This window comes from Pseudomonas sp. dw_612 (genome assembly GCF_018449725.1).
In the GTDB taxonomy this organism is placed as follows: Bacteria; Pseudomonadota; Gammaproteobacteria; order Pseudomonadales; family Pseudomonadaceae; genus Aquipseudomonas.
Genome location: NZ_JAAVVC010000005.1, coordinates 22,240 through 35,674 on the forward strand (window position 1 = coordinate 22,240; position 13,435 = coordinate 35,674).

At 58.2% G+C, this 13,435-nt stretch carries 16 protein-coding genes and 1 tRNA gene; 3 read left to right on the plus strand and 14 right to left on the minus strand.

What is annotated here, in order from left to right:
* Positions 1-26 precede the first annotated feature (26 nt).
* Genes HB680_RS09595 through HB680_RS09605 form a run of 3 tightly spaced genes read left to right on the plus strand, consistent with a single transcriptional unit; the run spans position 27 to position 2,592 of the window.
* Positions 27-1,034: a TauD/TfdA family dioxygenase gene (locus tag HB680_RS09595; protein WP_213938264.1), complete on the plus strand. Its 1,008-nt coding sequence runs from the start codon at positions 27-29 to the stop codon at positions 1,032-1,034.
* 55 nt (positions 1,035-1,089) lie between these two features.
* Positions 1,090-1,941 (plus strand): TauD/TfdA family dioxygenase, encoded by an 852-nt coding sequence (locus HB680_RS09600; protein ID WP_256735494.1) that lies wholly within the window; start codon positions 1,090-1,092, stop codon positions 1,939-1,941.
* A gap of 12 nt (positions 1,942-1,953) precedes the next feature.
* Positions 1,954-2,592 carry an FMN-binding negative transcriptional regulator gene (locus HB680_RS09605; protein ID WP_213938265.1) on the plus strand — a complete coding sequence of 213 codons (639 nt, stop codon included), beginning with the start codon at positions 1,954-1,956 and terminating at the stop codon, positions 2,590-2,592.
* Positions 2,593-2,926: 334 nt separating this feature from the next.
* Here HB680_RS09605 and HB680_RS09610 read toward each other — a convergent pair.
* From HB680_RS09610 to HB680_RS09675, 14 genes are all read right to left on the minus strand, one after another.
* A tRNA-Lys gene (locus tag HB680_RS09610) sits at positions 2,927-3,002 on the minus strand.
* A 63-nt stretch (positions 3,003-3,065) separates the two neighbouring features.
* A complete protein-coding gene (gene queC, locus HB680_RS09615; RefSeq protein WP_213938266.1) occupies positions 3,066-3,758 on the minus strand; it encodes a 7-cyano-7-deazaguanine synthase QueC in 693 nt (230 codons plus the stop codon).
* Position 3,759: 1 nt separating this feature from the next.
* Positions 3,760-4,407 carry a 7-carboxy-7-deazaguanine synthase QueE gene (gene queE / locus HB680_RS09620; RefSeq protein WP_213938267.1) on the minus strand — a complete coding sequence of 216 codons (648 nt, stop codon included), beginning with the start codon at positions 4,405-4,407 and terminating at the stop codon, positions 3,760-3,762.
* A 166-nt stretch (positions 4,408-4,573) separates the two neighbouring features.
* On the minus strand, positions 4,574-5,419 hold the full coding sequence (ybgF, locus tag HB680_RS09625) for a tol-pal system protein YbgF (RefSeq protein ID WP_213938268.1): 846 nt from the start codon (positions 5,417-5,419) through the stop codon (positions 4,574-4,576).
* 6 nt (positions 5,420-5,425) lie between these two features.
* Positions 5,426-5,923 carry a peptidoglycan-associated lipoprotein Pal gene (gene pal / locus HB680_RS09630; RefSeq protein ID WP_003178634.1) on the minus strand — a complete coding sequence of 166 codons (498 nt, stop codon included), beginning with the start codon at positions 5,921-5,923 and terminating at the stop codon, positions 5,426-5,428.
* A 52-nt stretch (positions 5,924-5,975) separates the two neighbouring features.
* Complete coding sequence (gene tolB / locus HB680_RS09635) at positions 5,976-7,256, minus strand: Tol-Pal system beta propeller repeat protein TolB (protein WP_177331416.1); 1,281 nt, start codon at positions 7,254-7,256, stop codon at positions 5,976-5,978.
* Between the two features lie 17 nt (positions 7,257-7,273).
* The gene (gene tolA, locus HB680_RS09640) at positions 7,274-8,353 is read right to left on the minus strand and encodes a cell envelope integrity protein TolA (RefSeq protein ID WP_213938269.1); all 1,080 of its coding nucleotides are present in this window, start codon (positions 8,351-8,353) and stop codon (positions 7,274-7,276) included.
* Positions 8,353-8,805 carry a protein TolR gene (gene tolR, locus HB680_RS09645; RefSeq protein WP_163914819.1) on the minus strand — a complete coding sequence of 151 codons (453 nt, stop codon included), beginning with the start codon at positions 8,803-8,805 and terminating at the stop codon, positions 8,353-8,355. The genes tolA and tolR overlap by 1 nt, the downstream gene beginning before the upstream one ends.
* Before the next feature lie 23 nt (positions 8,806-8,828).
* Positions 8,829-9,524 (minus strand): protein TolQ, encoded by a 696-nt coding sequence (gene tolQ / locus HB680_RS09650; protein ID WP_054044990.1) that lies wholly within the window; start codon positions 9,522-9,524, stop codon positions 8,829-8,831.
* A complete protein-coding gene (gene ybgC, locus HB680_RS09655) occupies positions 9,514-9,981 on the minus strand; it encodes a tol-pal system-associated acyl-CoA thioesterase (protein ID WP_213938270.1) in 468 nt (155 codons plus the stop codon). The genes tolQ and ybgC overlap by 11 nt, the downstream gene beginning before the upstream one ends.
* Positions 9,982-10,119: 138 nt before the next feature.
* Positions 10,120-11,181, minus strand: coding sequence for a Holliday junction branch migration DNA helicase RuvB (gene ruvB / locus HB680_RS09660; protein WP_123508532.1), 1,062 nt, complete (start codon positions 11,179-11,181; stop codon positions 10,120-10,122).
* On the minus strand, positions 11,182-11,799 hold the full coding sequence (gene ruvA, locus HB680_RS09665; protein WP_090187430.1) for a Holliday junction branch migration protein RuvA: 618 nt from the start codon (positions 11,797-11,799) through the stop codon (positions 11,182-11,184).
* Positions 11,800-11,913: 114 nt separating this feature from the next.
* Positions 11,914-12,438, minus strand: a complete 525-nt coding sequence (gene ruvC, locus HB680_RS09670; RefSeq protein ID WP_054044997.1) for a crossover junction endodeoxyribonuclease RuvC — start codon at positions 12,436-12,438, stop codon at positions 11,914-11,916.
* Positions 12,439-12,595: 157 nt separating this feature from the next.
* Complete coding sequence (locus tag HB680_RS09675) at positions 12,596-13,342, minus strand: YebC/PmpR family DNA-binding transcriptional regulator (protein WP_008072427.1); 747 nt, start codon at positions 13,340-13,342, stop codon at positions 12,596-12,598.
* Positions 13,343-13,435 lie beyond the last annotated feature (93 nt).

Sequence of the window (13,435 nt, forward strand, 5' to 3'; positions counted from 1 at the left end):
CACCCACTGTATAAAAGGGAAAACCAATGACGACCCTGGATATCGCTTTGCCTGAAGGTTTGACGGCCGAACGCCTGTCTACTCAACATCCTTTCCTGCTGGTACATGCCGAGGCCGGCGTGCCCTTCGATGAGTGGACGCGCCAACACCGCGATGCACTGCGGGCCATCCTGCTGCGTCACGGCGCGGTGCAGATCCGTGGCCTGGACCTGAACAAGCAGCGCTTTGGCGCCATGGGGAAAATCCTCGAACCCGAAGCGATCGACTACACCGGAGGCATAGGGCCTCGCCACCTGGTCGAGGATGACGTATTCACCTCCACCGACCTGCCGCCAGCGGTCGGACTCGCCTCCCACAACGAAATGTCCTACGGATCAATCTGGCCAATGCGGGTGCTGTTCTTCTGTGAAGAGGCACCGGAGTCGGGTGGAGCGACAACCGTCTGCGACGCCCGGCGGATGTTCGACTGTTTACCGACTGAAATACGCGACGAGTTCCTGACACGGGGTATCCGTTATGTCAGGAACTACTCGAAACGGGTTCCCTACAAAACCATTCAGGAAACCTTCGGCACCACCGACCGCGAGCAGATAGACGCCTTCTGCAAGAAAAACAATATCGAAACCCAATGGCTCGGCGATGACGCACTGCAACTGCGTCAGTATGGCCCGGCCATCCGCAAACACCCCGAAACCGGCGACAGCGTGTTCTTCAACACCCTGGCCCTATGGCACCCCGCCTATTGGCTGGACATCATGCGCCGCGTCTACCCCGGCGCCCCCGAGCCACAAACCGCCAACGATCTTTGGCAGGACGCGCAATACGGCGACGGCGGCGAGATCCCTTTTACGGTGGTTATGCACATCCTCGCCGCTTACGAGGAACAGGAATATGACGTTTCCTGGCAAAAGGGCGATGTGCTGTACATCGACAACATGCTGGCCTCCCACGGGCGCAAGCCTTTCTCCGGGAAACGCTCGATTCTCGCCTCCTTCCGTCAACCGCTCAAAGCCAGCGACATCCAAGCCGATTGAGCACCTCTAACCACCACGTCCCTCATTACGCATAGGACGATGCAAAGGAGTAGTCATGGAATTCTCGGTAACACCGAACAGCACCATGGGTGCCGCAATCAGTCATGTCGACGTCCTGACCTTGCAGCCGAACGACATCAAGCAACTGCTTGAACTCGTGTACGAGCACAAGTTAGTGGTCGTCAAGCATCAGAAATTGGACAGACAAGGTTACGTAACCTTTTCACGTCTGCTGGGGACCCCTCAGGTTTACCCCCAAGCCAACTACCATCATCCCGATTTTCCGGAAATTTTCGTCTCGTCCAACGTGCCCGAAAATGGCAAGAAAGTCGGGGTATCCGGCACGGGTCGATACTGGCACACCGACTGTCAGTTCCTGGGCACTCCCCTGCCCCTGACCACCTTGCTGCCACAAATCTGTGCCGGCGGCCGCGCCACGGAATACATCGACATGGTGGCCGTCTACGAGGCCTTGCCTCACGAGTTGCGTGAACTGGTGGACGGCCGCGATGCCATTCACGAGGGTAAATGGCGCTACAAAATCCAGGAGGAGGATATCGATCGGGCCCTCATCGATATCCTCGAGGAGAAAGGCAAGCTGGCGCCAGCCGTGCGCCACCCCGCAGTGATCACCCACCCGGTGACTGGCAAACGGGCGCTGTACATCAGCAGCGGCTTCACCGTGGCGCTGGCGGACCTTTCCAGCGAGGAAAGCGCTGCCGGACTGAATGCCTTGATCAGCTTTATCGAGAAACCCGAGCACCTCTACAAGCATCTGTGGGAAGAAGGCGACCTGCTGATCTGGGACAACCGGGTCACCGTGCACCGGTCTTCCGAGCTGGCCAAGGGCGAAAAGAGCGTGAGCTACCGCATCGGTGTCTACGACGACAAACCCTTCTACCGTTAAAGGGACGTGTTTATGTACCTTCCGCCGCTTTTTGAAGAAAAGGACCTTTCCGTACTGCGCGAAGCTGTACGGCTGATCGGACTCGGCACTCTGGTGACCTTTCGCGAGGGTGACCTTGAGGTCAGCCATGTCCCGATGCTGCTCGACGAACAGGAAGACGGCTCGCTGCGCCTGCTGGGGCACCTGTCACGCAACAACCCGCAGTTCCTGCCCAACGCGCCGGACAATCGGGCCCTGGCCATGTTCGTGGGACCGAACGCGTATGTCTCACCACGCTGGTATCCCGGCACGAGCGAGTCCGGGCGAACGGTACCCACGTGGAACTACCAGGCCGTGCATGTCCATGGCCCGATCCGCTTCTTCGAGGAGACGGAAAGGATCATCGAACTGCTCGCTTACCAGACAAGGCAGCAGGAGTCCTCACGGGCCTGTCCCTGGAGCATGAACGAGGCGCCGGATGACCATATCCACAGCATGGCGAAGAACGTGGTCGGGTTCGAGATTCCGGTTGAACGTATCGAGGGCAAATGGAAGATGAGCCAATACGCATCCCTGGCGGACCGCCAAGGAGCCATCGATGGTTTGAGAACCGAGAACCGCGAAAGCGCGACGGCACTGGCGGTGATCATGGAGGGACATCTTCAGCGCTAAGGCAATAACTCTGAGACTCGACGCGCAGCGGGAGGGCTGCGTGTCTCGACGTAGCGCGCCCCCATAAAAAAATATTATTCAAACACAAGCGAATCGCTCTTGCGTTCAGATCACCTTCAACAGGATCAGGAGAGCGTGTCATGGAGACGAACAGCACACGTTTTTACCCAGCAGGTGCAAGTGGATAGCAAGGAGACTCTAAACATCCAGGATGAGCCAGGTTTACCGTGCTACACACCCTCCATCCCCACGCGCCCACTAAACGGCAGGCAAAAAAAAATCCGGAAATCCTCACTTGCGTGGGCCTTCCAGACTTTTAAAACTGCTACAAAAATGGTGGGTCGTGTGGGATTCGAACCTACGACCAATTGGTTAAAAGCCAACTGCTCTACCAACTGAGCTAACGACCCGCTGTGTGGTGGCGCGTATAATACTGATTTTTAAGGACTATTCAACACTTAATTTGAAGTAAATCAAAAATAAGGGGTTGGGTCACTGATTCCGGCGGCTGCGAAGCCTTCTGCACGCAGGCGGCAGCTGTCGCATTTACCGCAGGCATAGCCTTTATCGTCGGCCTGATAGCACGAAACCGTCAGCCCGTAATCGACGCCCAGCTTCACGCCCGCCTCGACGATCTGTGCCTTGCTCAGGTTTTGCAGCGGGGCCTGGATACGGAAACCGTTGCCCTCGACACCGGCCTTGGTCGCCAGATTGGCCATGCGCTCGAAGGACTCGATGAACTCGGGACGGCAGTCCGGGTAACCGGAGTAGTCCACCGCGTTCACACCGATAAAGATGTCGCGAGCGCCAAGCACTTCGGCCCAACCCAAGGCCAGGGACAGGAATACGGTGTTGCGCGCCGGCACGTAAGTTACCGGAATGCCTTCACCTGGCGTTTCCGGAATATCGATGCTGGTGTCGGTCAGTGCCGAGCCGCCCATGCCATTCAGGTTCAGGCCGATCACTTTGTGCTCGACCACACCCAGGTCGCGGGCGACACGCGCGGCGGCGTGCAATTCAGCGTGGGAACGCTGACCGTAGTCGAAGCTCATGGTGTAGCAGGCGTAGCCTTCAGCGCGAGCCATGGCCACGACCGTCGCCGAGTCCAGGCCGCCGGACAGCAGGATCACCGCACGTTTTTCGGTCGTGTTCAGTTGTTCAGTCATATCAGCGCCCCGGCTCGTCATTCCAAAGATATTTATGCAGCTGCAATTGCAGACGCACTGGCAAGTTGTCCGCCACCACCCAGTCCGCCAGATCCCGCGCATTCAGGTCATGGTGGCTTGGGGAGAACAGCACTTCGCCGGCACGTCGATCAAGACCGTACTGAATCAGTTTGGACACAGCCCAGTCGTAGTCTTCCCGGGAGCAGATGACAAACTTCACCTGGTCGTTGCGGGTCAGCAGTTCGATGTTCTCGTAGCGGTTGCGGTGCGCTTCTTTCGAACCTGGGGTTTTCAGGTCGACGACGCGACTGACCCGGGAATCTACCGCCGAGATGTCGAGCGCACCACTGGTTTCCAGTGACACTTCGTAACCGGCGTCGCACAACTGCTTGAGCAATGGGATGGCATTCGGTTGCGCCAACGGCTCACCGCCGGTGACACAAACGTAACGCGGGCGGAAACCGGCCACTTGCTCAAGGATATCGTCGAGGGGGCGAATGGTGCCGCCAGTGAACGCGTAAGCGCTGTCGCAGTATTGGCAACGCAATGGGCAACCGGTCAGGCGCACGAAAACAGTGGGCAGCCCGGCAGTCCGCGTTTCCCCCTGCAACGAGTAGAAAACTTCGGTAATTCTCAATGTGTCTTGCATAGTCGCCACGGGCGTAACAGCTAAACAGGCTGTCCGCCTCCGTCAGGCTCTTCAAGGAACCCCGCCAACGCGCGAATCCCAAAAAGCGTGTTTCAGAAAAAGGGCGTGAATTCTAACGAAAAAACCCGCGACAAGCGCGGGTTTCTTCAATTAGGGTCAAGCAGGCTTACATGCGTTGCAGATCGCGTTGAGCCAACTGAGCGGCGGAAGTACCCGGATATTGGGCCACCACCTGTTGCAGAATGCCTTTGACCTTGTCGGTATGACCCAGTCGGCGCTCTACATCAGCGAGCTTGTACAGCGAGTCAGGCACTTTGGCGTGCTTGGGGTACAGCTGCGAAACCTTGGCAAACGCCTGACCTGCACCTTGCAGATCGCCCTTGGCCAAGTTCACTTCGCCCAACCAGTACTGGGCATTGCCCGCGTATTGGCTGTTCGGGTATTTGCGCAGGAAAGCGGCGAAAGCCTGACTGGCCTTGTCGAAATCCTTGGCTTTTATCAGATCGAAGGCTGCATCGTAATACAGTTTTTCCTTCGCCGGATCACCCGGTTCACTGCTGGCGGCCGGGGCTTGAGCGGCAGCCGCTCCTGCACCTGCGCCAGCAGCGGCTGCTGCACCGGGGGCATTCAACGTGCCACCGGTGGAAGAATTATCAGGAGTGGCGGCTGGTGCAACGCCGGTTCCTATGCGCCGATCAAGATCCTGGTATCGCTCCAGGTTTTCTTGCTTCATGCGCGCTACATCATTTTGCAGAACTTCGATCACACCTTGTTGGCGTGAGATCTGCTCCTGCATGGATTGCAGTTGGTTGAACAGCTCGCCCTGTGCCGAGACAGGGGCCGAAACCCCTCCCCCGGCATAGGCGCCGTTCGTACCGTAACCCGCAGGCGGATAACTGCTCCCGCTATTGTTATAACCGGAGTTGTCATCGACCACAGGAACCGCAGCCCACACCGCAAGCGGTGCGAGACTGAGAGCCAGAACAGTTACAGCACGACGGCACGTTCGCATGACGAATTACTTACGCAGTTCGACGCGACGGTTTTGAGCCCAGGACTGCTCGTCGTTGCCGGTAGCAACTGGACGCTCTTCGCCGTAGGAAACCAGTTCCAGCTGAGCTGGGGAAACACCTTGCAGTACCAGGTAGCGCTGAACGGCTTTCGCACGACGCTCGCCCAGTGCCATGTTGTACTCACGAGTACCACGTTCGTCGGTGTTGCCTTCCAGAACAACGCGAGCGCCGTTTGCTTTCAGGTCTTTAGCGTGAACATCCAGAGCGCGCATGGCTTCTGGCTTCAGGTCCGAGCTATCGTATTCGAAGTAGAAAGTGGTGATTGCGCGCAGAGCAGCTTCTTCGCTCAGGGAGCCGTCAACTGCACCAGTGTTAGCGCCGTAACCAGCGTTTGGATCAACAGCGCCTTCACCGGCATTGTCGCCGCCTTTGGACGAGCAACCTACAGCTACAGCCATGGCCAGAGCCAGCGCAGCAAATTTACCAAACTTCAGCATTTCCATCGTGAAACTCCTAATGAACCCCAGTGTGTTAAGTAAAACGTGTAGCGCCGCGTCAGTTCAGGTAAGGGGACCAGGAAGGTTCTCTGACTTCGCCTTGTGCGGTAGGAAGCGGGAGCCTTACGCGTCCATTAATGGACACGAGCATCAAGACTCCCCGGCCCTGCTGGCGGGTGGCGTAGATTACCATGGTGCCGTTGGGCGCAACAGTAGGCGACTCGTCCAGAGTGCTATCAGTGAGGATTTTTACGCTTCCGCGCTGCAAATCCTGGGCTGCCACCTTGAAATTAGTGAAGCCGTCCTGGCGGTGAATCATCACCAGGGTCTTTTCATCGGCCGAAAGTTTCGGGTTTGCGTTGTAGTTACCGATAAAGGTCACACGCTCCGCACCGCCACCACCGACGCTGGTTTTGTAGATTTGTGGCTTGCCGCCACGGTCGGAGGTGAAGTAGATGGTCGAACCATCCTTACCCCAGAACGGTTCGGTGTTGATGCCGGGACCGTTGGTGACACGTGAGATCTGACGCGAACCCAGGTTCATCACATAGATGTCCGGGTTGCCGTCCTTCGACAGTACGAACGCCAGGCGATTGCCATCCGGCGACCAGGCTGGCGCGCCATTCAGGCCTTCGAAGTTGGTGATCTGCTCACGGCGACCGGTGTCGATGTTCTGCATGAAGATGCGCGGACGCTTCTGCTCGAACGAGACATAAGCGATGCGTTTGCCATCCGGTGCGAAACGCGGCGACAGGATTGGCTCGCGCGATTGCAACAGGGTCACGGCGCGGGCACCGTCATAGTCCGAACGTTGCAGCGTGTAGCGCGTGTTCTTCTCGGAGAAGCGTTCGGCGGTCACGTACAACAGGCGAGTCGAAAACGCACCTTTAATACCGGTGAGCTTTTCGAACGACTGGTCAGCGATGTAGTGCGCCATGTCGCGCAATTGATCGACGCTGCCCGACACGCTGCCGGTCAGCACTTGCTGCTCGGTAGCAACGTTGAACAGTGCGTACTGGACCTGCAGGCGACCGCCCGCCGGAACAATGCTGCCGACCATGATGTACTGGGCGCTGATCGCCTTCCAGTCACGGAAAATGATTTCGCTGGCCTGGCTCGGCTGGCTGATCATTTGCTGCTTTGGAATCGGCGAGTAGTAGCCCGAGTTGCGCAAATCGTTACCAATGATTTCGGCCATGTCGTCCGGCAGGACGGTGCCGCCCTGGAAGCCGAACGGCACTACCGCGATCGGGGTGGCCCGATCACTGCCGCTGGTGACCAGAATGTTTTTTTCATCTGCTACCGCCATCCCTGCCAGGCAGCAGATAACGACAAGCATTCCTCGAAGAAGGTTTCTCACAAGGCTAGATCCTCAGGTGTGAATGTCATCTTGAATGAACGATACGGAGCGAAATCGCTCGGCTTCATTCCCTGCATTTCTGTCAAACGTCCAATATTCTTGACCGCCGCTACAGTCGAAGCGTCAAACGGACCATCGCCACTGGACTTGATCACGCTGACCGAAGTCACCGTACCGTCCGGCAACATGCCGATTTGCAACACGACCGTCATGCCTTTGCGTGCCGAAGGTGGACGAGCCCAGCCTTCCGCTGCACGAGCACGAATCAAATCATCGAAACTGCCGGCGACTTCGTCACCCTGCTCATCGGCCAACGCCTGCTGACGCTGCGGCGTGTCGGAAAGCAAATCTGCCAAGGCCTGGGCCTTTTTGTCTTCGGTAGATTTACGTGCCGCATCCTGCGATTTCTTCTTCGCAGCATCGGCAGCAGCTTTCTTCTTCGCTTCATCGGCGACTTTCTTCTTCGCCTCTTCAGCTTCAGCTTTTTTCTTGGCGTCGTCCGCGGCTTTCTTCTTCGCGTCTTCGACGATCTTTTTCTTCGCTTCTTCAGCGGCCGCTTTCTTGGCCTCTTCTTCAGCAGCCTTCTTGGCTTCTTCTTCAGATTTCTTCTTGGCTATATCAGCCAATTGTTTCTCTTCGGCCTTTTTGGCTTCGGCGGTCTTCTTGGCTTCGTCGGCTTTCTTGGCTTCATCAGCCTTTTTCGCTTCCTCAGACTTCTTGGACTCGTCGGCCTTCTTGGCTTCCTCGGCTTTTTGAGCCGCTTCTTCTTTCTTTTGTTCCGCAGCCTTCACCGCTTCCTGCTCGACCTTTTTCTGTTCCATCTGTTCGACTTCGGTCTGGCGCGCAGCAGACTTCACCGCTTCACCCGCAATCTTCTGATTGGTCTGGGTGGTCGCCCGACTTTTCGATTTCAGCTGGTACAGGGTCGCCTGGACAATCGGCTTGGCCGGCGGCAACTCAGGCGTCATGGCGAAACTGACAAACAGCATGCCGAAAACCAGCACGTGCAAGCCAATCGCCCAGATACTAGGCCAGAAGTAGCTTTCCGAGGCTGTTGGCTCTCGTTGTTGCTGCATCAGGGCGCCTCGGTAATCAAGCCAACGTTACCGACTCCGGCCTTCTGCAACCCGCCCATGGCGCCCATGACCGAACCGTAGTCGACGGTTTTGTCGCCACGGATGAAGACCTGGGTGCGCTTGCCGTTATCGTTGCCGGCGCTGATGATTTTGGTCACGGCGCTGGTCATCTGCGGCAAGGTCATGGCCTTGTCCTGCTGCTTCTCGGTGTCGACTTCGCTGCCAAGGTTCCAGTAGTAGGTCTTGTCAGACTTGATCGAAATGGTCAGGACCTGAGTGTTGTTGTCCTGCGGCAAGGCTTCGCTGGAAACCTTGGGCAGATCAACTTTCACGCCCTGATTGAGCATCGGCGCGGTCACCATGAAGATGACCAGCAGTACCAGCATCACGTCGATGTAAGGCACTACGTTCATCTCGGCGACCGGCTTGCGCTTTTTGCGAGCTCGAGCGATTAAAGCCATTGGAAATTACCTGCTTATTCTTCGCTGGTGTGCACTTTGCGGTGCAGGATCGCCTGGAATTCGTCGGCGAAGGTGTAGTAACGGCTCAGCAGGGTTTCGCTGCGGGCAGCAAAACGGTTGTAAGCGATAACGGCCGGGATAGCAGCGAACAGGCCGATGGCGGTGGCCACCAGTGCTTCGGCAATACCCGGGGCCACGGTGGCCAGGGTCGCTTGCTGGGCAGTTGCCAGGCCACGGAAGGAGTTCATGATGCCCCAGACCGTACCGAACAGACCGATGTACGGGCTGACGGAACCGACGGTGGCGAGGAACGGCAAGCTCTGCTCGAGCTTTTCTTCTTCACGGGAGATCGCCACGCGCATGGCACGGGCCACGCCTTCCATGACCGCTTCCGGGTCAACGCCTGGCTGCTGGCGCAGACGGGAGAATTCCTTGAAACCGGCACGGAAGATCTGCTCGACGCCCGAATCCGGGTCAGGGTTGCTGCCGGCCTGACGGTAGAGTTTGGACAGGTCGATACCCGACCAGAAGCGCTCTTCAAAGCTCTCCAGGGCACGTCGACCGGCACGCAGCAAGTTGCTGCGCTGAAAGATCATGATCCATGAGGTCACCGATGCGGCTACCAGAATCAGCATTACCAACTGCACCACGACGCTGGCATTGCTGACCAGGCTCCACATGGAGGAATGGTCGACGACGTTAGCTTCCACGCTGTATCTCCTGCTTTGAGTGTGTACCCGCGCCGCTCACGTCGGCAAAGGCCGCACGTAGAGCTTCGGGAATGGCCCGGGGTTTCAAACTGTTAGTGCGCACACAGGCCACCAAAAACTGCCCTTCGCAGAGCAGCGCATTATCCGTAGCCCGCCTGACCTGCTGTTTAAAGCGCAGGCTGACACGGTTCAATTCGATTACTTCAGCGCTTACCAGCAGCTCGTCGTCCAGTCGCGCCGGCGCGTGGTAACGCGCTTCGCTGGAATGCACGACGAACAACAGGTCCTCCCCTGCCAGCTGGGATTGGGCAAAGCCCAGTTCCCGGAGCCGCTCGGTTCGAGCCCGTTCCATAAACTTGAGGTAATTAACGTAATACACGATGCCGCCCGCGTCGGTGTCCTCGTAATAAACGCGACAACGATGTGCGAACGGCTCAAGCCCGTTTTGCGCGCGCATACTCTAGTGCTTACTCCTCAGGTTGCCAATCCGGCGAGGCAACTGTTTTTCATTGTTCTGCGGCTTTCTAGTGAAAGATTCGTCATGTGAGCCACTAGGACCACACAAACCCCCAATCGATCAGCCCGCAAACGTTAATTAATCGTCCACTGCATCGAGAAATTCGTCTACCACGGGCATGTCACCCAATCGTGACGGAATGTTTAAACCGAAATGCAGATACGCGTGCCGGGTCACCACCCGCCCCCGCGGGGTCCGCATGATATAGCCCTGCTGGATCAGGTACGGTTCCAGCACGTCTTCAATGGTATGGCGCTCTTCGCTGATGGCCGCCGCCAGGCTGTCTACGCCCACCGGGCCGCCGTCGAACTTCTCGATCATGGTCAACAGCAGACGCCGGTCCTGATGATCGAAGCCGCGTTCGTCGACATCCAGCAGGTTCAGGGCCAGGTCGGCGATCGGTTTGGTGATATGGCCCTTGGCGCGCACTTCGGCAAAATCCCGCACCCGGCGCAGCAAACGGTTGGCGATTCGCGGAGTGCCACGGGCACGACGAGCGATTTCAAAGGCGCCCTCCGGATCCAGCGGCAAACCGAGAATGCTCGCCGAACGGCTGACAATCGTCGCCAGATCAGCGGTGCTGTAGAACTCCAGACGCTGGACAATCCCGAACCGGTCGCGCAACGGGTTGGTAAGCATACCGGCACGGGTAGTCGCACCCACCAGGGTGAACGGCGGCAGATCCAGCTTGATCGAGCGTGCGGCCGGGCCTTCGCCGATCATGATGTCGAGCTGAAAATCCTCCATGGCCGGGTACAGCACTTCTTCGACGATCGGCGACAGCCGATGGATTTCGTCGATGAACAGCACGTCGTGAGGTTCAAGGTTGGTCAACAGCGCTGCCAGGTCACCCGGGCGTTCAAGGACCGGGCCCGAGGTGCTTTTGATCGACACGCCCATTTCCTGGGCGATGATGTTGGCGAGCGTGGTTTTACCCAGGCCCGGCGGACCGAAGATCAGCGTGTGGTCCAAGGATTCGCTGCGACCACGGGCGGCCTGGATGAACAACTCCATTTGCTCGCGAACGGTCGGCTGGCCAATGTACTCGGCCAGGCTGAGGGGACGAATCGCCCGGTCCTGGACTTCCTCGCGGTCGCGGGGGCCAGGCGTGGCGGCAATCAGACGATCAGCTTCAATCACTTAAATCATTCCCTTCAGGGCACGACGAATCATGTCTTCACTGCTCAAACCTTTCTCCTTGATCGCGGAAATCGCCTTGCTGGCCTCCTGCGGTTTGTAGCCCAGGGAAATCAGCGCGCTGACCGCGTCATTTTCGGCGGTGGCCACCGGCGCCGGGGCATCCGGACCACCCGGCTGGTTCGGCACCAAAGCGAACATCGCCGGCACGGTTTCCCAGGCCTTGAAGCGGTCCTTGAGCTCCACCAGCAAACGCTCGGCGGTCTTCTTGCCCACGCCCGGCACCTTGGTCAGCGCCGAGGTGTCCTGGGACTGCACGCAACGCACCAGCTCATCGACTTCCAGGCTCGACATCAAGGCCAGGGCCAATTTCGGCCCGACACCATTGAGACGGATCAACTCGCGAAAAAAGTCTCGCTCACGCTTGCCGTAGAAGCCATAGAGTAACTGCGCGTCTTCGCGTACGACTAAATGGGTGTGCAAGGTCAGCGGTTCACCGACCGACGGCAAGCGATACAGCGTCGTCATGGGCACTTCCAGCTCATACCCCAGGCCGTTTACATCCAGAATCAGGTGCGGCGGCTGTTTCTCAGCCAGGGTGCCGCGCAAGCGTCCAATCACGTTTCGAATCCTTGAGCGTTGGCCAGCCTGAGGCCAGCGACTGACAGAGCAAGGGTTTTGCGCCGACAACCCAGGCGCAAAACCCTCATCCCGTAAAAATGATTGCTGATGCTATCAGAGACGCAGACGCCCGCCACGACTGCGTGCCGTCCCCAGGCCATGGGGCAGCAAGCTGGAACGGGTATGAGCATGGCAAATCGCAATGGCCAGGGCATCCGAGGCATCGATTTGCGGCTTGCTGGTCAACTTGAGCATATGCATGACCATCATTTGCACCTGCTCTTTATTCGCCGCACCGGTGCCGGTGACGGCTTGCTTGACTTGAGTCGCGGTGTATTCGGCGATTTCCAGGCTTTCTTCGGCGCCGGCAACGATGGCTGCGCCCCGGGCCTGGCCCAGTTTCAGCGCGGAGTCGGCATTGCGCGCCATGAAGACCTTTTCGATGCCCATGGTCGTCGGACCGTAGGTCTGGATGACTTCCCGCACCCCGCGATAGACGATTTGCAGGCGCTCGTGCAACTCGCCGGACCCGGTGCGAATACAGCCCGAAGCCACATAGACGCAGCCACGCCCGGTATCGCGTACCACGCCATAACCGGTGATGCGCGAACCGGGGTCGATACCAAGGATTAAAGTCATAACGCCTGCGGTCAAGGATGAGCAGTGTATTCAATGAAGCTAATAACCAATGTGGGAGCGGGCTTGCTCGCGAATACGGTTTTACATTCAGCAACTATGTTGCCTGAAAATCCGCGTTCGCGAGCAAGCCCGCTCCCACAAGGGATCTTAGTCGCCCTTAGCCGAGCTGCGCGGCAACCGACTCCGGAATATCCGCGTTGGAGTAGACGTTCTGCACGTCATCCAGGTCTTCCAGCATGTCGATCAGCTTCAGAACCTTTTCCGCGCCTTCCAGGTCCAGTTCGGCACTGGTGGTCGGCAGCATCACGATTTCCGCGTCATCGCCTTTGAAACCGGCAGCTTCCAGGGCGTTACGCACCGAGTAGAACCCGGCGAACGAGGTAAACACGTCGATCGAACCGTCTTCGTGGGTGACCACATCATCGGCGTCGGCTTCCATGGCCGCTTCCATCAGCGCATCTTCATCGACGCCCGGCGCGAAGGAAATCTGCCCCTTGCGCTCGAACAGATAGGCCACCGAACCGTCGGTTCCCAGGTTGCCGCCGCATTTGCTGAACGCGTGGCGAACTGCGGCTGCGGTGCGGTTACGGTTGTCGGTCATGCACTCGACCATCACCGCCACACCGCCCGGGCCGTAGCCTTCGTAGGTGAGTTCGACCATGTCGTCGGTATCGGCAGCGCCGGCACCGCGAGCCACCGCGCGATCAATGATGTCGCGACTCATGTTCGCGCCAAGGGCCTTGTCCAGCGCCAGGCGCAGACGCGGGTTGGAACCCGGATCACCGCCGCCCTGTCGGGCCGCAACGGTCAGTTCACGAATCCACTTGGTGAAAATCTTGCCCTTCTTGGCATCCTGACGTTCTTTGCGGTGCTTGATGTTCGCCCACTTGGAATGACCCGCCATATCTCGCTCCGAATTCTCTTTGAAACATTGCCCGCCGCGCAATGTGCGCCGGCCAGCAAGCAAAAAATCTCGACCTGTAAAAAAGGCGCATCC

Excerpts from the sequence above, each read along its gene's own strand:
- HB680_RS09675 (WP_008072427.1), bottom strand. The coding sequence starts at position 13,342 with ATGGCGGGTCATTCCAAGTGGGCGAACATCAAGCACCGCAAAGAACGT.
- ruvC (WP_054044997.1), bottom strand. The coding sequence starts at position 12,438 with ATGACTTTAATCCTTGGTATCGACCCCGGTTCGCGCATCACCGGTTAT.
- queE (WP_213938267.1), bottom strand. The coding sequence starts at position 4,407 with ATGCAAGACACATTGAGAATTACCGAAGTTTTCTACTCGTTGCAGGGG.
- ybgF (WP_213938268.1), bottom strand. The coding sequence starts at position 5,419 with ATGCGAACGTGCCGTCGTGCTGTAACTGTTCTGGCTCTCAGTCTCGCA.
- queC (WP_213938266.1), bottom strand. The coding sequence starts at position 3,758 with ATGACTGAACAACTGAACACGACCGAAAAACGTGCGGTGATCCTGCTG.
- pal (WP_003178634.1), bottom strand. The coding sequence starts at position 5,923 with ATGGAAATGCTGAAGTTTGGTAAATTTGCTGCGCTGGCTCTGGCCATG.
- HB680_RS09595 (WP_213938264.1), top strand. The coding sequence starts at position 27 with ATGACGACCCTGGATATCGCTTTGCCTGAAGGTTTGACGGCCGAACGC.
- ybgC (WP_213938270.1), bottom strand. The coding sequence starts at position 9,981 with ATGCGCGCGCAAAACGGGCTTGAGCCGTTCGCACATCGTTGTCGCGTT.
- tolB (WP_177331416.1), bottom strand. The coding sequence starts at position 7,256 with ATGCTTGTCGTTATCTGCTGCCTGGCAGGGATGGCGGTAGCAGATGAA.
- tolA (WP_213938269.1), bottom strand. The coding sequence starts at position 8,353 with ATGCAGCAACAACGAGAGCCAACAGCCTCGGAAAGCTACTTCTGGCCT.
- HB680_RS09605 (WP_213938265.1), top strand. The coding sequence starts at position 1,954 with ATGTACCTTCCGCCGCTTTTTGAAGAAAAGGACCTTTCCGTACTGCGC.
- HB680_RS09600 (WP_256735494.1), top strand. The coding sequence starts at position 1,090 with ATGGAATTCTCGGTAACACCGAACAGCACCATGGGTGCCGCAATCAGT.